This window comes from Moraxella bovoculi 237, assembly GCF_000696305.2.
GTDB lineage: Bacteria > Pseudomonadota > Gammaproteobacteria > Pseudomonadales > Moraxellaceae > Moraxella > Moraxella bovoculi.
Map to the genome: position 1 here is coordinate 53,372 of NZ_AOMT01000023.1, position 19,275 is coordinate 72,646.

The following is a 19,275-nucleotide window of genomic DNA, read 5'->3' on the forward strand; positions in this document are numbered from 1 at the left end:
TAACAAAAGGATTGTTGAATGTTTTGGGAATTGATTGCGACCATTTTGGCAGGATTTATGGCGGCAGGGATTGCGCTGTCTTTTAGGCTGCTATTTAAAAAGCTACCACGTTGGATTGTACCTGCTGCGGCTGGACTTGGAATGCTTGGTTTTCAGATTTATAGCGAATATACTTGGTTCGATCATACCAGGAGCCGTCTGCCTGATGGTGTGAGTGTGGTGGCAACCCATGCCGATCCTGCATTTTACAAGCCGTGGTCATATTTTCGCGCGCCAATCTTGCACTTCGTTGCAGTCGAGCCTAGCGAGAACGCCGAAGCTGGCAATGTTAAGCGTGCGAACCTGTATTTTTTTGAACGGCGAATGGCGGCACATCATGCACCGATCTTGGTAGATTGTCAAAGTAAATTACAATCGGATTTTAGTCAATCACCGAATTGGGGTCAGACGCCGATGACAGAAGACATCGTTCGCGCTGTTTGCCAATAGTTATTTCTTGATAAATAAGCCGCCTTTTGGGTGGTTTTGTTTATTTCGCTGTTATCAAAAATCATCCAGAAAAATGCTATAATAATCAAAATTGTAAAACAAAGAGACTTATGAAAGTATTAGGCTTAGAGACTTCCTGTGATGAGACAGGGCTTGCCATCTATGACAGTCAGATGAATGACGGTCGTGGCGGGGTGCTTGCACAGGTGCTATACAGTCAAATCGAGCTGCACGCCACTTATGGTGGGGTTGTGCCCGAGCTTGCCAGCCGCGATCATATCCGTAAGCTGGTTCCGTTGTTGAATGAGTTGCTTCATGAGGCAGGCGTTGAGAAATCTGACATCGATGCGGTGGCTTATACCAAAGGGCCGGGGCTGATCGGTGCGCTGATGACGGGCGCGCTGTTTGGTCGTACTTTGGCTTATGGGCTTGGCGTGCCTGCCATCGGTGTGCATCACATGGAAGGGCATCTGCTTGCGCCTTTATTGGGCGAGGATGTGGCATTTCCTTTCGTGTGTTTGCTTGTGTCGGGCGGGCATACGATGCTGGTGCGTGCCGATGCTGTTGGACAATACGAAATATTAGGCGAATCCATCGATGATGCGGCGGGTGAGTGCTTTGATAAAGCGGCCAAGATGCTAAATCTGCCTTATCCGGGCGGGCCGAACGTTGCACGTTTGGCTGAGGGTGGCGATAAGAACGCCTATCAACTGCCGCGCCCAATGCTGCACAAAGGGCTTGATTTTTCTTTTAGTGGCATGAAGACGGCCGTGCATAATCTTATCAAAGATACGCCGAACTCTGATTTAGATCCTGTGGTGCGTGCCAACATCGCAGCGAGTTTCCAGCATGCGGTTGTGGATACTTTGGTCAAAAAATGCGTTCGCGCGCTCAAGCAAACAGGCCTAAAGCGACTCGTCATTGCCGGCGGTGTCTCTGCCAATACTGAACTTAAAGAGAGTTTGGGACGTGAACTTGCCAAGCTAAACGCCAAAGTACACTACGCCCCAAAAGAGCTGTGCACGGATAATGGTGCGATGATCGCTTATGCGGGATTTTGTCGATTGCAGGCGGGTCAGAGCGATGATTTGTCTGTAACGTGTGTACCAAGATGGGACATGCAGACCTTAAACTTCACCAGTGCGTGACGGCTAATATAATTCCATCTATATCATCGTAATCGACATATTGAGCTTATGCACCCAATATGTCGATTAAATGCTTTACTTCCCCATCACAGATTTTATATTGATATTGATGAGTGCCGATGTGAATTAAAGGCTGATAAATTTATCTTGCGCGATGGGTGCTATTTTGAGAAAATAACTGTTCACAACATAACAACAAAAAGAGCTCACTTTGCCATTATCATCCCTAAAGATCGAATCCTTACCCAGATTCTCTGCCAATTTCATTGCAAACATCAAAGCTGCCCTACAAATGCTGGGCGGTAATGCTCGCGCTTTTACATCCGTTAAGCCGACCTTTGGGCAGTTTGCGGTTTTTTTATTAGCGGCGCTTGGTGCGAATATTTTGTTTGCTTATTTGTCAGCGCAGGGCGGCAGCTATTTTAATGAGCAGGGGCTGATCAGTTATTTGATATGGCCGGTGATTATTTTGGTGGCGGGCATCATCTTGGCGAAGCGTACGATGAATTATTCGCTGCTCTTTGTGCCGGTGATTTTATGGCTTGCTGCTGATACCATGTTGGTGCTTATCCAAAGCGGCATTCAGTATCTGGACATTAAGGGGTGGCTACCGTCGTTTTTGTATGGCATCTTGCCCGGTCTTTTCACGTTTTTATTTGTGTGGCAGACGGCATCTTTGTTGTGGATTTTCGCCAAGAAGCTGCATTGGCCGTGGTGGGAGCGTCTTTTGATGATTGGCGGTGCGGTGTTGCTGCTTGTCGTGTGGCAAAGAAACGTCGCTGACCAGCCGATTTTTAAGGTAAATAATGTCGCGCCAACGCTATCTGAGCGTCAGTTTTATAAACAATCAGCGTTACTGGGACAAAGCTTGGATGGTGTTGCTAAGAGCGTCAAAGGCAAACATGAATGGTATTTTGTCGGTGTGGCAGGCTATGCTGAGCAAAATGTATTCGCCAGTGAAATCGAGCAAGCGGCGCAGCTGTTCGATGCCAGATTCGGTGCAAAAGATCGCTCCGTATCACTCATTAATAACGCACATACTTGGGATGAATATCCGATCGCCAGTCGTACGAGTCTGGCTGAGACGCTAAAGGCGGTTGGCAATCGCATGGATGTGGACGAAGATGCGCTGTTCTTAACGCTCAGCTCTCACGGCGCGGTGGATGAGTCGGGCAGTATCTTGGGCGATCTGGTCATGACCAATCCGCCATTGACGCTCGATCCGATCGACCCCGTGTGGCTGCGCGGGGCGTTGGATGCATCAGGCATTCGTTGGCGAGTCATTGTGGTATCGTCTTGCTATTCAGGCGCATTCATTCAGGCTTTATCAAGTCCGACCACAGCCATCATCACCGCAAGCCGTGCCGATAGAGCGTCTTTTGGCTGTAGTAATGATGCTGACATGACTTATTTTGGGCGTGCGTTCTTTTCTGAGAGCATGCGCGAACAGACCACGCTAACAGGCGCGTTTAACCAAGCGCGCCGCCGTGTTGGTGAGCGTGAGGCATTGATGGGGTTTGAGCCATCAGAGCCGCAGATGGTGGTGGGTGCGATGATGCAAAGCGCCTTACCCGAGTTAGAGAAGGCTCTATTCCATCACGCAACCAATCCCATAATTGATATGCCGACATTTAGCCATGTTGAAAGTGCATCTCCGTGATAGAGTATTTATTGAATATTTATGTAAACACCCCTGACGATCAGGGGTGTTTTTTTGTGTGAAGGTTGTCATCTGATTGAAATCATAAAAGGATATATTTGTTAAAACTGATTGATAGGGTGTTATATATCATAATTTATAATATATGAATAAAAAATATTGAATAATGTTTGCAATTTTGACCATTTTTTATTATATTGTATTTGCTTATGAATATATCACCTGATATGATTAATTTCATCGATTGATACCATTCGCTTTTAACCCACCTAACTTAAGGAATCTGCCATGACCATCCAGTCTGCCATCGAAAAAGTAGAAAAAAACTACGCTCACCAACCAGAATTCATTCAAGCGGTAAAAGAAGTTGCGCTGACCATTGATAAGGTGTATGCCAACAATCCTAAGTTTGAAGAGTATCGCGTGTTTGAGCGTCTGTGCGAGCCTGATCGCATCATCGGTTTCCGTGTAAACTGGGAAAATGACAAAGGTGAAGTAGAGGTTAACCGCGGCTGGCGTGTTCAATTCAGCAACGCCATCGGCCCATACAAAGGCGGCATCCGCTTCCACCCAACTGTCACTGAAGGCACCCTAAAATTCCTAGGTTTCGAACAAATTTTCAAAAACGCACTAACTGGCCTACCTATGGGCGGTGCTAAAGGTGGTTCGGACTTCGATCCTAAAGGCAAATCAGAAGCTGAAATCCGCCGTTTCTGCTACGCATTCATGCGCGAGCTACACAAAAACATCGGCAAAGACATGGATGTACCAGCAGGTGACATCGGTGTTGGCGGTCGTGAAGTGAATTACATGTTCGCCATGTACAAGAACTTAACTCGTGAGTTTGAAGGTGTATTGACTGGTAAAGGCGTTGGTCACGGTGGTTCATTGATCCGTACCGAAGCGACTGGCTATGGCTTGGTTTACTTCCTTGACAACATGCTAAAAGTGAACAACGACAACCTAGTTGGCAAGACTGTTCTAGTATCAGGTGCAGGTAACGTGGCTCAATACGCTGCCGAAAAAGTACTACACCTAGGCGGTAAAGTAATCACTTTCTCTGACTCTAAAGGTACTTTGGTTGATCACGACGGTTTCACCCAAGAAAAAATCAACTGGGTAAAAGATCACAAAGCCAAAGGCAAAGCATTGGCAGACTACGTGAAAGAATTTGGCGGCGAGTGGCTTGAAGGTCAAAAGCCATGGCAGTTCGATGCAGAAGTAGCTCTACCTTGCGCTACCCAAAACGAAGTTGATGCTGAAAACGCTAAAGCTTTGGTTAAGCATGGCGTAAAATACGTCGCAGAAGGCGCGAACATGCCATTGACTGCTGAAGCGATCGATGTGGTACGCGACAATGGCGTAGCATACGCACCTGGTAAAGCTGCGAACGCTGGTGGTGTTGCGGTATCTGGCCTAGAAATGAGCCAAAACTCAGTACGCCAATACAAGACTTTTGCAGAGCTTGATGAAAAACTACAAAACATCATGAAAAACATCCACGACAATTCAAAAGCAGCTGCTGAGAAATACGGCACTACCAAAGACGCCGTGGACTACATGACTGGTGCTAACGTAGCAGGTTTCGTTCAAGTAGCGAACGCATTGGTGGCTTACGGTATCCTATAACATCTATAAACCCTAAAAAATCCGCTCAACGATGAGCGGATTTTTTTATTGTTAAATTTAATGATGGTTATGTTCTTGATGATCGTGATGTTGATGAGTGCTGTGGTCATGGTTGTGATTGCTATGGTCATGCTGCATGTGCGAATGATCATGAGAATCTTCATGATGTATGTGACCATGTGCATGATGACCGTGAGAATCATGAGAGCCGTGTCCGTGCATCATGTGCATGACGGTGGGGGATAATGCAACAGCCAGACCAGAGATGAGCATCAGCGCGCCGCTAAACTTACGTAAGTTGAACTTACTAACCGTCTTTTGAAGCCATACGATCATGGTGTCAGTAGCGATGAGCATGGGCAGCGTACCAAGACCAAAAAACAGCATGAAGGCAGACCCTGACAGTGGGCTAATCTGTGCTGCTGACACGCTAACAGCCATCACCAATGCACCATAGACCAATCCGCATGGCAGAAGCCCCCATAATATACCCGCGCCAAGCGCCTTAGGAATGCTATCAATTGGTAGAACTTTCTGGCGGACGGGCGCAAGCTTATTCCAAAGACCCAAGCCCAATTTCTCAAGACGAGTCAGAAATGGCACGCCAAGCATCAGCAGCGCTGCAAAAATCAGCGCTCCACCCAAAAGAATGCGCGGCAAAGCGTTATTGGTTAGAAATGGCGCAATCACCGTGCTGCCAACAATCGTAGCCAGTACGCCAAGAGCCATGTAGCTTAGCAGCCTGCCAAGGTGATAAGTGGCGATGAGCGTTTTTCGTTTGGCAGGCGTAAGATTCTTCATTGAGATGCCAAAGGCAGCAACGATGCCACCACACATTCCTAGGCAGTGCGGCGAGCCGAAAAAACCCATGGCAAGCGCTGCGATTAATAAAGAAGCTGTCATAATTACCTCCATACTGGCAAAAGCTGGTATGTTATTTTTGTGAATCTTTTTTTAGGATTTTGCGACGCTCTTGTCTGTCGTCTAGGATGATCTGCTCTGGTGCATTGTCCAGATCTTCAAATTGATTGGATTTGACGGCATACCAAATCGCCCAAATCGCCACCACGAACAACATGAGACTCAAAGGAATGAGTAGATAGATGCTAAGCATGTGTATTCCTTAGAATGATTGTCAATCCTGCTTATCTTGGCTGATGTATAAGCCATAAGAAAGATCGATACAGGAAAATCCGAAACGAACCATTATAACATGATGGATGTTAAAGGGTGAATGAAAAGAATGTTCAAGTGATTTGCTTATTATACTATAATTCGCCAGCCAATACCCAAACTACAAAAATACAACCAAATTACCTGCTTTTTGCATTGTGTTTAATCTCAAAATACGCAATACTAAACTTATAAAAGTGATTAATAAGCAAAGTATAAGCCCAGCCGGATGTAAAATTACATGATGCTTTATGCGATTTAAATATAATACCGATTTACTAGCTACTCAGAGATTAAATAAAAGCGCCGTGCTTTTGGTATCGGTGCTATTTTTCGTTGGGTGCAGCGAGCAGCCGCCCAAAGGTAGCGACGAATCGAAAATAAGCAACAAGCCCATTTCTGCATCGCCCAGCTCAGCCATCGCCATCGGCAAGACAAGAGCCACAGAACAGTTCATCGCAAAAAAATGGCAGGTCATCAGCATCAATGATCGGCCTGTGACAAGTAAATTGGTTTTGGATTTGCACGATTTTAATCGTGGTCAGGGCGAATTTTATGATGACTGCGAGCGTATCTTGGTGGATTTAAATATACATGACGTCTCTAATGAGCGCCTATCGATAGATAACTCTACCAGACAGGGCGGTGATTGCAGCAGCGAGCTCATTGATACCATCATGTGGATCTTAATCGATGTCTATGCCTTTGAACGTAGTGGCGATGAGCTGCACATCATCGCAGTTCAAGACACCATTCGCCTTGTGCCGTCAGACTAGCACGATATTGCTATCTTCATTCTTTTCATTCTACCTATTCTAAGACATGCAGCTAATTGGCGTCATGGCACGTCTGTCGGTGGGTGCGATGTCCTCATTCGTGGCGATAGACTGTAATTTAAATGGATTTGCCAGCAAATCAAATAATCTGGATACTTCTGTAAAATCATCCTCTAGGGCGCCTTGAATGGCGTATTCTGCCATGGTGTTACGCAGGATGTAGATTGGATTGGTTCTTTTCATGAGATCGATGGATTGCTGAGCATTCGTTATGGTGGTGATATAGCGCGCTTGCCAATTTTGCCATCTCTCGATTCCGCCTTGTGCGCTGATCTCTTGGGTTAATTGATGAAATAAACCCTGCTCATACCGATGCTCATCATCTGATAGTACGCCAATCAAAGCGCGAAAACTGTTGGTATAGTCCAGCTCATAAGTCTTTAACAAGCCAACAAATTCATATGCCAAGTCTGCCGCGCCAGCATGTGATGAATCCAGACCAATTTTTTGGCAGATGCCTTTATCATAATGCTGATGGAGGGTTACCTCATAGTCTTCTAGACATGCCAACATCACATCGTGCTGCACGGATAGTAAGCTAAAACAAGACAACCACTTTTGTAGATTCCAATGCCCGATGGTGGGCTGATTCTGATAAGTGTAACGCCCGTGATGATCAGAATGGTTGTTAATCCACGTCGGATTGAATCTCTCCATCATGCCAAATGGTCCAAAGTCCAATGTTGAGCCTGTAATATTTAGATTGTCCGTATTCATGACGCCATGGCTAAACCCGATCAACTGCCAGCTTGCGATGAGTTTTGCGGTGTTTTGACAGACTGCATGCAAGAATTTATTGATGTCATTACCCACTTCTGGATAATAAATATCCATCATCTGATAAGTAAATTCGCCCAAAAGCTCGGGCGCATACACAGCAATCCATTCAAAATGACCAAGTCGCACATGACAATCGCTGGTGCGCAGTAGGGCAGCAGCACGCTCCATTTGATTGCGAGCGATTAGGGTGTCTGACACCACGAAGCCAAGCGCATTGGAGCTGGCAATGCCTAGACTGGACAAGGCATGACCGCATAGATATTCACGAACCGTACTGGCAATCATCGCACGACCATCTCCGAATCGGGAGAAGGGTGTCTTGCCTGCGCCTTTTAAATGCAAATCGGTTAATTTGCCTTGTTTGTCGATGATCTGGGTGAGCAATAAACCACGACCATCTCCAAGCTGGCCTGCCCATTGCCCGAACTGATGTCCTGCATAGACCATGGCAAGCGGTTCAAATCCTTCAGGAAAGGCATCGTTATCTGCGCCAATGATTCTTTGCCAATCCAGCGCATCAAAGGGAAGGCCGCTCATGCTCTGGTGTAGCGCATGATTGAAATGCGCAAGCTTTGGGTTGTCCAATGGGAGTGCGCTTTGTTTATGATAAAGTCTGGGATTGACGGTAAGATAACTGTGCTGATGATTCATGAGTTTCTTCTTTGGGGTTTGATGAGATTGTAGCATAAAAAAACCCTCCGCAACATGGCGAAGGGTGTGGAGAAAAGTGCTTAACTTATTATGTCTTAGCCTTGGGTTGATTTGCCTTTTAGCTGTAGGTAAGCATTTTTGATGCGTTCACCGTGCGCTAGAATCTTAGCCTCGACTTGGGCGAATTGTTCTTTTAGCTTCTCATCAGCTTCGTGTAGGCGATTGGCGAACTCGGTACGCTTTAATTCGACTGATTTAGCCTTTAGGGCGTGCCATTCTTCCACCGTCTGAGTGAATGCTTCGTATTCTGCGCTGATGCGGTCTTTGAATGCCATGAAACGCTCATCTAAAGTCATCTCTTCGCCTTTGGCAATGCGCTCTTGCGCACGTTTAAACTGCATGGTAACTTCAGCGTGCTTGATGGTAACATCATCAACGCGTTTTAGTTCTCTGGCAAGACCGACTTTATGTAGTAAGCCGATGAACCATTTGGTTGGGTCATACTGCCACCATTTAACGCCATTGCGATAGTCGTATTGAAAATAGTGATGGTAGTTGTGATAGCCTTCGCCCCAAGTAAAGATCGCAAGGATTGGGTTGTCGCGTGCGGTGTTCTCGTCAGTATATGGGCGAGTGCCGAACATGTGGCACAGTGAGTTGATAAAGAACGTGAAATGATGCGTTAGTACCATGCGCAGCAGACCTGCAATTAGGAACGTACCCAGCATATCACCCGTCAAAAGACCCGCTAAACCAACAACCACGACGTTGGTCACAATGACCCAAATGCCATAGTATTTATGCTGTAGTTGTAGCACTTTGTCTTTTTTTAGATCCGGGATGTTCTTGTAGTCGTATTGACCGCTTGGATATTTGTGTAGCATCCAGTCCATGTGACTAAACCAAAAACCACGCTTGGCAGAGTACGGGTCATCATATTCGTCATCGACATGACGGTGATGCGTACGGTGTCCAGAGCACCAATCAAATGCTGAGCTCTGCACGGCCAACGTTGCGCCGAGCAGCAAGAAGTATTTGATGATCGGATGAGCTTCGTAGGACTTATGCGCCCATAGACGGTGATAGCCTGCCGTGATAGATAGGCCTGTCCACGCCATAAAAAACGCAAAGGCAGTCCAGACAGCAGGGTTAACGCCATGCGTCCACAGATACCAAGGTACAAGTACGATGGCAAGTAATGGCGTAGAAAGTAGCACGATGGCAGGCACCCAGTTGATGGGCACATTTTCAAAGGCTTGAGGGTTTCTTTCGACACTCATGTCAGTTTCCTGTTGGTCAAAAATAAGTCAATGAACTAGATGAGTCTAGGCGTTCTTATTTAAATAATAAAGTAGTTAAAACGTTGATATTCTTATGAAGCCTATTGTAGCTTAAAAAAATTCAAAAGTGAACATTTATTCACGCAAATTCATTAAAACTTTGTAACTATTTTTATCCCCTGTTTGTCTGTGCAGATTTTGAGTTGATTGCAGTAAATTTTGGGTTGTTTTCCGACAAATTTTACTAGTTTGACAAGAAAAAATGCTGTTTTCAGTGGGGTTGTTTGTTATACTTTTCTTAATTTTTGCATGAAGATTTGCACAGTTTGCCTGAATTTGAGATTTTTGGCAAGTGCTAAAAGGCTCTAAGGATAACTATGTCAAGCCGTAAAGAACTATTTGAAATAAGAGAATCTAAGATTTTACAGACCGCTGAACAGCTGATTTTGGAGTCAGGAGAGGGCGATTTGACGTTAGACAGTCTTGCGCAGCATCTTGATTTGGCGAAAGGGACGCTTTATAAGCACTTCGCCAGTAAGGATGAGCTTTTGCTTAGAATCTTAATTCATCATGAGCATAAATTATTTATGATGAACAAGACCGCCGATGGTGCGGGTGCGGGTGTTGCGCGGATGGTCCTTCAGCAATTAAGGCTGCCGCAGCGTGCAATGCTGTTTAATCACATCGAGGAGCGACTTGCCAGCACATCATCCGGGCTGAATAAGATTTTTGCAGAATTGTACCAAATCCGACGCGAGCGAATGAAATGTATGCTTGAGATTGCAGAGACTTATCTGAATGAACAGCAGAGTGCCATGACCGTACGAGATTATATGGCGAGCATTTGGGCGATCGGACAGGGTGGGGCGGGACTGCTTAATTCTAGCTTCTATCAAAGATACCTTGGTAGTCGTGAGACTTTAAAATATGCGTTCGTCAAGCAGCTGCTTGATTTGCCAAAGTTGTACCCGCTAAGTGACGAACTTGATAGAGATGATGGTGCGGCAGATGGCTATACTAAGGGGAATTTGATACAGGGAAAAGATCAGTCAATCGCCAGTGAAATGCAAGACCAAAGCGCAGTAGGGTTTTAAATTTAGAATAAACAAAAGACGCAATGATTTTGCGTCTTTTGTTTATTTGGGGATTGATGCCAATTAAGATGCTTTATCGGCAGGTTGAACTGTCTGTTTGGGCACGTCTTTTTTAGGATGTTTGCCATGTGGCGGTGGCGGAAGCTCTGTTTTTTCACAGTTTAGAGAATGAATTTTATCATTGATGGTAATAGATAGAACGCCCATGTCGCCTTTTTGGTGCCATTCGTATTTTGAAGTAGGATTGGTTTCGTTCACGAAACGCTCGCCTGAACCTGTGGTTGCTGCCATCATCTCAAGACGAGTGTCGTTTAGATTCCAAGAGGGTGTATTAACTTTTAGCAATGCTTTATCTTGTCTAGGCAGCTGATGCACCATAACGGCTGCGTCTGACTCACATTGATAGGCTTGCAAATTACCTTTGCGCTTGCCATCTTTATGCTTGTGGTGCTTGTCACCATGCTTGTGATGGTCTTTCATGCCTTTATGAGCGTCATGTATTTCTCTGTGTGGATGGCCATCGACGGCTTAAGTGTTGTTGGTTGCACAACCTGTCATAACCATGGTAGAGACGATACCGCTTGCGATCAGTAGTTTATTCATGATAGTTTCCTTAAATGATAAGAAGTAAAATATATTTTGCTTTTAGGTCTAAATACTAATTCTAAATATTAATTCTAAATACTAATTCTAAATACTAATGAAGTCTTAAGACCTTAATTTATTCTATCCAAAAAATTCAGACATGATGTAATGCGTACAGGGAAAATTGTATGAGTGATGTGAAAAATTTTACCCATAAAATTGTAATTAAAGAAAGATGTTAGAATTGGGCAAAGTAGGAAATATCTTATGAAAAGGTGAGCGAGGTTCTCAGGTCGTGTCTTTAGTTTATCATGCGCATGATGATATTTGATGGTATAAAAAAGCGAGCCTTTTGGCTCGCTTTTTTAATGGTTGTATTGTTTACTTTGGTTCGCCTGTGCCTAGGTACATGCCGTCATCTTTAACCAGCGTTGGATGATCGGCGTCTTTAATGTTGGCACGCAGGATGAGATAGCCCACGACGCCAGAGATAAGTGATCCTAGGATGATACCCAGACGTGGGTCGTAATCGTCTGGAATGCCACCGAATGCTAGACCCGAGATGAATAACGACATGGTAAAACCAATGCCGCACAGCATAGATACGCCATAGATTTGTTTAATGTTCGTGCCGCTAGGCAGTGCCGCCAGCCCCAGCTTAAGCACAATAAACACAGGAAGCATGACGCCGATTTGTTTACCAATAAATAAGCCCAATGCAATCCCTAGAGGTACGCCGTGCATCAGTTCGCCCATGTTCGTACCAGCTAACGAGATACCAGCGTTGGCAAAGGCGAATAGTGGCAAAATACCAAAAGCAACCGTGTTATGTAAGTCGTGCTCTAGCTCCTCTAACGGTGAATGCTCAGGGTCTTTATTGTTGCGAAGTGGGATAAAGAACGCCAATAACACACCTGCCAATGTGGCATGAACTCCTGATTTTAACATCGCTACCCATAGGATAACGCCGATGAGAATGTAAGGGGTTAAGCGGACGACATTTAGACGGTTTAATAAGAATAAGAATGGCAAACAAACCGCGGCGACCGCTAGAGAGAAGAGTGATAATTCAGAAGTATAAAATAGTGCAATAATGATGATCGCGCCCAAGTCGTCAAAAATCGCAATGGAAACCAAGAATACCTTAAGCGCATTGGGTACTTTATTACCCAATAAGCTAAGCACACCAATGGCAAAGGCGATGTCGGTGGCGGTAGGGACTGCCCAGCCTTTCATGGCTTCTGCATCGCCATGATTAAGCCCAAAATATACCAAGGCAGGCGCCACCATGCCGCCCACCGCGCACAAGGCGGGGAGTATAATTTGTTTGATGTCCGACAGCTCGCCGATGAGCGCTTCACGTTTTAACTCAAGACCAACTAAAAAGAAAAATACTGCCATTAAGCCGTCATTAATCCAGTGGTGAGCGTCTTTGGCGATTTCAAAATCACCAATCTGAATGACAACCGGCGCATGAATAAATGCATTATATAGTTCAGATAAAGGTGAGTTGGCGACGAGCATTGCAAGTAAAGCAGCAAAGGCAAGCACAATACCGCCCGCAGCTTCCAACTCAAAAAAAGATTTTACTCGACTTATCGGCATGGTTATTGTCTCTTTTTTGGCTGTGAGTTTTGATTGATAAAATTAAAGCAATCTAGGAAATATATCATAAATACTAATGGGGTTAAAGGTTTTTTATTATTTTTGTGTTAAATCTTTGTAAGGAGTTGAGTGTCGGCTGTTTGAATTATTAATCTAGTATCAAGAAGTGTTTTAAAATAATTAATGGAGGTGCTGGGCTAATTACTTTATTTAAAGTAATTTTTATAAATTGTATTTTGATTTTTGTGTCCTGATTAATTTAATTGTATTAATAATCTTTAACTATTGGCAATACTTCTACTCATTTTCTGAAAAATCTAGAATAAATGTGCAATTTTTTAATAGGAAAATTCTCTCTTATTTTTTGATAACATTTCTACATTAACTCTATTGTTAATATTTATTTAACAATGAACATTTGCGCATTAAAAAAATAACAATATGAATCAAAGGTCTGCAATATTATTTCTAAAATATAATAAATTATGTCTATTTTAAACTAGACATTAATTCTTGTCTTTAATTAGAATTATCTTAGCTTACTAAGTAAGTTATCCTAATGGTATTATTTAATTAATGTTATCTTATTAGGAGGTGATGTCTTTGGGACTTCATTTGAACAACAGGTAATCGCTGATTGTCTGTTGCGGGCGCATCATTAAGAATCTACACTCTAAGCAATAAGTGTGTAAATTTTTAGTGGGAATAATAGACTTAGTGACAATGATAAACACAAAAAGGTGTAATATGTCATTACAAACTCAACCTGCCAAGAAAGGGTTCTATGTTAAGTCTTTAGGTATGGCTTGCATGCTGGTAATTAGTGCTAGTAGTACGGTAAGTTATGCCAACTCAGCTCCAATGATTGTTGATTCACAGTACAATAGTTCTAAATACTCTTTCTACGATTACTATTTATATTTCCTTAAACGTTTTAGACCAATTCCAACTCCAGTGCCAAGCCCTGTGAGACCGGCTCCTGAACTTGTTCGTCCGACCCCAGCCCCGATTCCGGCTCCAACGCCTGTGCCAACACCGGCACCAATTAGTGGCGGTATATCAGGTAGCTATATTGCTCCAGTATCGCCAGCAGAGGTGAGACAGCCTGATTACACAAGACGCGTTCAAGACAATCTAAAACTCAACCAACCTGCACCAAGTGCTGGCACACGTACAGGTTATAGTGTCATGGATACGTCAAATAATTCTAATTTGACATCTAAACTTTATGGCACAACCGAAGATGGTTATGCTAAGCGTCTTGACAACCTAAAGAACACCATTGATACACGTCAAGCCAAAGTTGGTGTGATTGACACAGGCATCAATCGATTCAATAAAGACATGATTGGTGCTAATGTCAATGATACACAGATCAAGTGTGTGTCTTGGGGACTTGCAACCTGTTTCACACCAGAGAACGACTCAGGCATCATTGAAGCGGCAACCACTTCTGCCAGCGGCGACCATGGCAACCAAATGGCGGCTGTGATTGCGGGTAACAATGGCATGACCAATGCTAAGATCTATGGTAGTGATAGTGTTGACCACGCGTCTAATGGCGGTAATCAGTTCTTGATGATGCGTAAGCTAAATCAAGACCATGGTGTCAAGATTTTTAACAACTCTTGGGGTTATGACAACACTGACGAATGGTATTACGATGCTCAGCGCCTCAATTACAATCCTGCTACAGGACAGATTGATCCAGATCCTTACAGAACCAGTATTACCAATGCTGAAGTGAATTTGCCTGTCATTCATGATCTTATCATGAATCGTGATGCGCTTATCGTAAAAGCAACAGGTAACGAAGGCTTGAACGATGCTCATGATGAAAACCTAGCACCGCTCATGAACAGTAATTTCAAAAAAGGCTTCATTACTGTATCGTCACCGCGTGAGGACTTTAACCAAGCTAATGACTGTGGTCGTACGGCTGAATGGTGCGTATCAGCAACATCATCTACCGAAAACTATGCCAACAATGGCAGATTGAGCAGCTATAAAGGCACATCGCCTGCAACTGCACGTGTGGCAGGTACGGCTGTATTGGTTCAATCCGCTTACCCATGGATGAAAAATGAAAACATCTCTCAGACCATCTTAGGTACTGCCAAAGACTTTGCAGAAATCGCTGCTAATTCACCGAATGGCTATCAGGGCCTAAGAAAAGTAAGCAGACTACCATCTGGCTACTACGGCGAATATTATGACGATGGTTATAACTACTACATTCCGGGCGATGTTGGTTGGGAAAACCGCCGTGTCATCAAAAACCACAATGGTAAGAACATCACTTGGCAAGATGGTTGGGGTCTGTTAGATCCAGAGGCAGCTACCAAGGGTTATGGTGGTTTCTATTGGGATAATGTAGAGCTTGACACCAAAGGCACACCGCTGTCAGTATTCTACAACGATCTAAAAGGTGATAAAGGTTTCACCAAAAAAGGCGGGGGTAAACTTGTCTTTATAGGTAACAACAGCCATAAAGGCGACTCTATCATCGAAGGCGGTTCGCTAGAAATCAACGGCAACAATGTTAATTCTACCATGGTCGTTAAAGGTGGCGAGCTAACAGGTTATGGTAATGTAGCCAACGTTCGTCAAACAGGCGGCTGGGTGAATAACGAAGGCAACCTAAACATCAAAGGCGACTACGAAGTTAACACTCAGCGTGGCGTGGATGCAGGCTTTAAAGCTCAGTTTGGTAACATGGTTACTGTAGATGGTAAAGCCAAACTTGGCGGTACGCTAAATCTTACTGGCGAGACCGAAGATGGCATCATCAGCAAATCAGGCAGCCGTAGCACTGTACTTCGTGCTAAGCGTGGCCTTGAAAGTCAATTTGACAATTATCGTTCAAGCAACCCATTATTTGAAGTAACAAATGTTGAATATACGCCAGAAGTAGACAGAAATGGCAGAGTGGTAGGTGACTTACGCACGAACAATGACGTGCAAGTAACTGCCAAACGTCTAAGTGCAGGCAATGTTGCTCGTAGCGTTAGCTTGACAGACAGCGGTAGCCGTGTGGCGGACAATCTTGATAAGGTGCTTATCGACCTGGATGCTAGACAAGAAACACAAGGTTCACTGACCAGTGATGAGAAGCAATTTGCTAACCGTGTATTCACTGGTTTTGAAAACATGAATTCTGGTGCAGAATCTAAACTTTCTACAGTAAGCACCAACCGTGAACTATACAAGCTTGACCCAACTTTCTATGCTGACAGTGCATTAAACGCAGTAGAAGACAGTGCTAACCATGCAACCGAATTTGGTAAGCGTGTCAGCAAGCCAAGAGGTGTTTGGGGCAATATCAGTCACCATGATTATGATGTAGAACTAGAGCATGCCACAAGTGCACGTAAAGGCAACAACATTAGTGTTGGTGCAAGCACTCAAACTGCAGCCGACATTAGTGTTGGTGCACAGCTTGATGTGGGCAATCTTGATTTGTCAGAATCTGTTTATGGTATTGGCAACAGCACTAAGACTGACAGCATCGGTCTGACCGTTGGTGCTTCTAAGAAGTTGGGTGATGCCTATCTATCAGGTTGGGTAAAAGGTGCCAAAGTTGATACAGAAGCCAGCCGTGGTGAAAACTCTAACAAAGTTGAGTACAATGGTAAGCTATATGGTGCTGGCATCCAAGCAGGTACAAACATTGGTACTGCATCGGGCGTGAGTGTACAACCTTATGCCTTTGTTAACCATCAGCAGTACAAAAACGATGGTAGCTTCAATGACGGTCTTAACATTGTTAACGACATCAAAGCAAAACAAACCCAAGTAGGCGTGGGTGCTGATATGGTGTTCCAAGCAACACCTGCTCTACAGCTTACTGGTGGTGTGCAAGTTGCTCACGCTGTTAGCCGTGACACCAACCTAGACACTCGCTATGTTGGTACAGCGACAGATGTACAGTATGGCACTTGGGATACTGACAAAACCAAATGGTCAGCCAAGGTTGGTGCTAACTATAATGTGGCACCAAACAGCCAAGTGGGTCTAAACTACAGCTACACAGGTAGTGGCGATTCAGATGCTTCTCAGGTAGGTCTAAGCTTCACCAGCAAGTTCTAATTCATTAATCAGGCAACAAAAAAACAGCACAATTTCGGTTGTGCTGTTTTTTGTTTTTCAAATATCAACAATCAAGAATCCCACGCTGCTTTATCCAACGTATTTTCTTGTTTGGCAACAGTTACCACCCCTGCGATATCGCCCCCAACGTTTAGGGCGGTGCGTCCCATATCAAGCAAGGCATCAATGCCCAAAATCATGCCATAGGCAATCGCCACCGCCGAGCCAGCTTCCACAGGCAAGCCAATGGACTCTAGCACCATAAGTAGCATAATTGCCCCTGCCCCTGGCACACCTGCTGTCCCAATCGCCCCAAGCACGGCAGTCATCGTGATGGTCAGCATTTGCGAGCCGTCAAGCGGTACACCCACCGCATTGGCGATAAAAATCGCACACACGCCAAGATATACAGTCGTGCCGTCCATGTTCATCGTCGAACCGACAGGCAAGCCAAAGCTATAAATGTTCTTAGGTACGCCCATGTTTTGCGATGACTGGATAGACACAGGCAAGGTTGCCCCTGATGAACGGGTTACAAAGCCTGTGATAAGGGCAGGGCGAGCTTTTTTCAAAAAGACAAGTGGGGAGAGCTTCATCAACGCACAAATCACGCAGTAGACCAGTAGGATTTGCATGATAAAGCCGACATAAACGGTTGCTGTAACGCTTGCCAAAGAGCCAAAAGCGGTTGCCCCATTTTTTGAAAAAACAATAAAAATCAACGCAAACACGCCAATCGGAGCGTACTGCATGACCCAGCCGACAATCTTAAACATCGCTTGGCTAACCCCGTCCACAAAATAAAACACGGTGTCCGAGCTTTTTTTGACATTCTCATCATCGCTATCACGCCCAAAGGCAAGGGCGATGCCAAATATCAAACAAAAGAAAATCATGGGCAAAACTTGACCGCTACTAATCACACCGATTGGGTTCGTGGGGACGATTTCAAGCAGGATTTGAAGCATGCTTGGGGCTTCGGCGGTTTTGCCTTCGCTTGCGGTGTCGGCGATGAGTTCTAGCCCCAAACCAGGGCTAAAGAGCTTGCCCACGCCAAGCCCGATAATAATGGCAAAAATGGACGTAATGGTATAATAAATGAGTGTTTTTATGCCGATACGCCCAAGCTGGGCAGGCGTGATTGAGCTTGCCCCCACGATGAGCGTGGACGCAATGACAGGAATGACAATCATCTTTAACAGACGAATGAACAGCTCGCCAATGGGCGATAAAATGCTAATGGCGGTTTGGGCATTTTGAAAAATGATACCGCAAATTGAGCCTAGGATTAAGCCGATTAGGATTCTTAATAATAAGTTTGGCTTAAAATACCATGAAAAAAGTTTTGACATTGAAATGCCCTATGTGAATGATAACTAAAAATAACAAAAATTTGCGTATTTTAACATAAAAATTATTTTTTGTAATAAATTATGATAAAATAAGTTTTTGTGATAAAACTTAAAATAAAGGCAATTTATGGAGCTCACCACTCAGCTTATTTCCATACTCTTTTTTGTGGCGCTCATGGCGGGATTTATTGATGCCATGGCAGGCGGGGGTGGACTTTTGACCATTCCTGCCTTGCTTTTGACGGGCATGAACCCTGTGGCGGTGCTTGCCACCAACAAATTACAAGCCTGTGCAGGGTCATTCTCGGCAAGTGTTACCATGATAAAAAAGGGGCTTATTCATCCTAAGATGATGAAAATTGCCTTACTCTTTGCCTTTGTCGGCTCAGGCATAGGGACAATTTTAGTACAGCTCTCGCCACCTGAATTTTTACAAAAGGCATTGCCCTTTGTCATCGGGACGGTGGGGATTTATACGCTGTTTAGCCCCAATTTAGGTAAGTTAGAGACCACGCCCAAAATGAGTCAAAAGTCATATGAACGTACTATCGCTCCACTCATCGGGCTGTATGACGGCTATTTTGGACCGGGGACGGGGACGTTTTTTAGTCTGTCGCAGGTTGTGCTTCGTGGACGTGATTTGGTGCAAGCCACCGCTCGAGCCAAGCTGTTAAATTTTGCCACCAACATTGCGTCTTTGATTTTCTTTATTCTAGGTGGTCAAGTGGTGTGGGTTGTGGGGCTTGTCATGATGGCAGGGCAGCTAGTCGGAGCGTATCTGGGCTCGCACATGGTCGTTAAGGGCGGGGCAAAATTTATCCGCCCTGTGATTGTGGTGATGTGCTTTTGCATGGTGGCAAAATTGGTTTGGGGGTAAATCAATTAAGCAAACACCAATCCCACT

15 protein-coding genes are annotated in these 19,275 nt (G+C 44.6%); 8 read left to right on the forward strand and 7 right to left on the reverse strand.

Annotation, left to right across the window (positions count from 1 at the left end):
• Nucleotides 1-18: 18 nt before the first annotated feature.
• From MBO_RS05870 to gdhA, 4 genes are all read left to right on the forward strand, one after another.
• A complete protein-coding gene (locus tag MBO_RS05870) occupies nucleotides 19-489 on the forward strand; it encodes a hypothetical protein (protein ID WP_036365464.1) in 471 nt (156 codons plus the stop codon).
• Nucleotides 490-599: 110 nt separating this feature from the next.
• On the forward strand, nucleotides 600-1,637 hold the full coding sequence (gene tsaD, locus MBO_RS05875; protein WP_036365468.1) for a tRNA (adenosine(37)-N6)-threonylcarbamoyltransferase complex transferase subunit TsaD: 1,038 nt from the start codon (nucleotides 600-602) through the stop codon (nucleotides 1,635-1,637).
• Nucleotides 1,638-1,848: 211 nt separating this feature from the next.
• The gene (locus MBO_RS05880; protein ID WP_046700243.1) at nucleotides 1,849-3,297 is read left to right on the forward strand and encodes a peptidase C13 family protein; all 1,449 of its coding nucleotides are present in this window, start codon (nucleotides 1,849-1,851) and stop codon (nucleotides 3,295-3,297) included.
• A gap of 288 nt (nucleotides 3,298-3,585) precedes the next feature.
• Nucleotides 3,586-4,926: an NADP-specific glutamate dehydrogenase gene (gene gdhA, locus MBO_RS05885; protein ID WP_036365470.1), complete on the forward strand. Its 1,341-nt coding sequence runs from the start codon at nucleotides 3,586-3,588 to the stop codon at nucleotides 4,924-4,926.
• A gap of 57 nt (nucleotides 4,927-4,983) precedes the next feature.
• Here gdhA and MBO_RS05890 read toward each other — a convergent pair whose 3' ends face one another.
• Nucleotides 4,984-5,829, reverse strand: a complete 846-nt coding sequence (locus tag MBO_RS05890; protein WP_036365475.1) for a sulfite exporter TauE/SafE family protein — start codon at nucleotides 5,827-5,829, stop codon at nucleotides 4,984-4,986.
• Nucleotides 5,830-5,860: 31 nt separating this feature from the next.
• Nucleotides 5,861-6,040 (reverse strand): cbb3-type cytochrome oxidase assembly protein CcoS, encoded by a 180-nt coding sequence (gene ccoS, locus MBO_RS05895; RefSeq protein ID WP_036365478.1) that lies wholly within the window; start codon nucleotides 6,038-6,040, stop codon nucleotides 5,861-5,863.
• A 310-nt stretch (nucleotides 6,041-6,350) separates the two neighbouring features.
• Between ccoS and MBO_RS05900 the strand changes: the two genes are divergently transcribed.
• Complete coding sequence (locus tag MBO_RS05900) at nucleotides 6,351-6,875, forward strand: hypothetical protein (RefSeq protein ID WP_036365481.1); 525 nt, start codon at nucleotides 6,351-6,353, stop codon at nucleotides 6,873-6,875.
• Nucleotides 6,876-6,914: 39 nt separating this feature from the next.
• Here the strand turns inward: MBO_RS05900 and MBO_RS05905 are convergent, their stop codons facing one another.
• Entirely contained in the window at nucleotides 6,915-8,366 is a 1,452-nt protein-coding gene (locus tag MBO_RS05905; RefSeq protein ID WP_036365484.1) for a protein adenylyltransferase SelO family protein, read from the reverse strand.
• Between the two features lie 95 nt (nucleotides 8,367-8,461).
• Nucleotides 8,462-9,646, reverse strand: a complete 1,185-nt coding sequence (locus MBO_RS05910; protein ID WP_036365487.1) for an acyl-CoA desaturase — start codon at nucleotides 9,644-9,646, stop codon at nucleotides 8,462-8,464.
• Between the two features lie 377 nt (nucleotides 9,647-10,023).
• On the opposite strand from MBO_RS05910, the gene MBO_RS05915 reads away from it, so the two are divergent.
• Nucleotides 10,024-10,740: a TetR/AcrR family transcriptional regulator gene (locus MBO_RS05915; RefSeq protein WP_080702204.1), complete on the forward strand. Its 717-nt coding sequence runs from the start codon at nucleotides 10,024-10,026 to the stop codon at nucleotides 10,738-10,740.
• 63 nt (nucleotides 10,741-10,803) lie between these two features.
• Here MBO_RS05915 and MBO_RS05920 read toward each other — a convergent pair whose 3' ends face one another.
• Together MBO_RS05920 and nhaA are read right to left on the reverse strand one after the other, a co-directional pair.
• Nucleotides 10,804-11,220 carry an MliC family protein gene (locus tag MBO_RS05920; protein ID WP_036365490.1) on the reverse strand — a complete coding sequence of 139 codons (417 nt, stop codon included), beginning with the start codon at nucleotides 11,218-11,220 and terminating at the stop codon, nucleotides 10,804-10,806.
• Nucleotides 11,221-11,706: 486 nt separating this feature from the next.
• Entirely contained in the window at nucleotides 11,707-12,930 is a 1,224-nt protein-coding gene (nhaA, locus tag MBO_RS05925) for a Na+/H+ antiporter NhaA (RefSeq protein WP_036365493.1), read from the reverse strand.
• Between the two features lie 966 nt (nucleotides 12,931-13,896).
• Here nhaA and MBO_RS05930 point away from each other — a divergent pair.
• The gene (locus MBO_RS05930; protein ID WP_152545117.1) at nucleotides 13,897-17,019 is read left to right on the forward strand and encodes a S8 family serine peptidase; all 3,123 of its coding nucleotides are present in this window, start codon (nucleotides 13,897-13,899) and stop codon (nucleotides 17,017-17,019) included.
• 71 nt (nucleotides 17,020-17,090) lie between these two features.
• Here the strand turns inward: MBO_RS05930 and MBO_RS05935 are convergent, their stop codons facing one another.
• The gene (locus tag MBO_RS05935) at nucleotides 17,091-18,371 is read right to left on the reverse strand and encodes a dicarboxylate/amino acid:cation symporter (RefSeq protein WP_152545118.1); all 1,281 of its coding nucleotides are present in this window, start codon (nucleotides 18,369-18,371) and stop codon (nucleotides 17,091-17,093) included.
• Between the two features lie 127 nt (nucleotides 18,372-18,498).
• Between MBO_RS05935 and MBO_RS05940 the strand changes: the two genes are divergently transcribed.
• A complete protein-coding gene (locus MBO_RS05940; protein ID WP_036365503.1) occupies nucleotides 18,499-19,248 on the forward strand; it encodes a TSUP family transporter in 750 nt (249 codons plus the stop codon).
• Nucleotides 19,249-19,275: the final 27 nt, after the last annotated feature.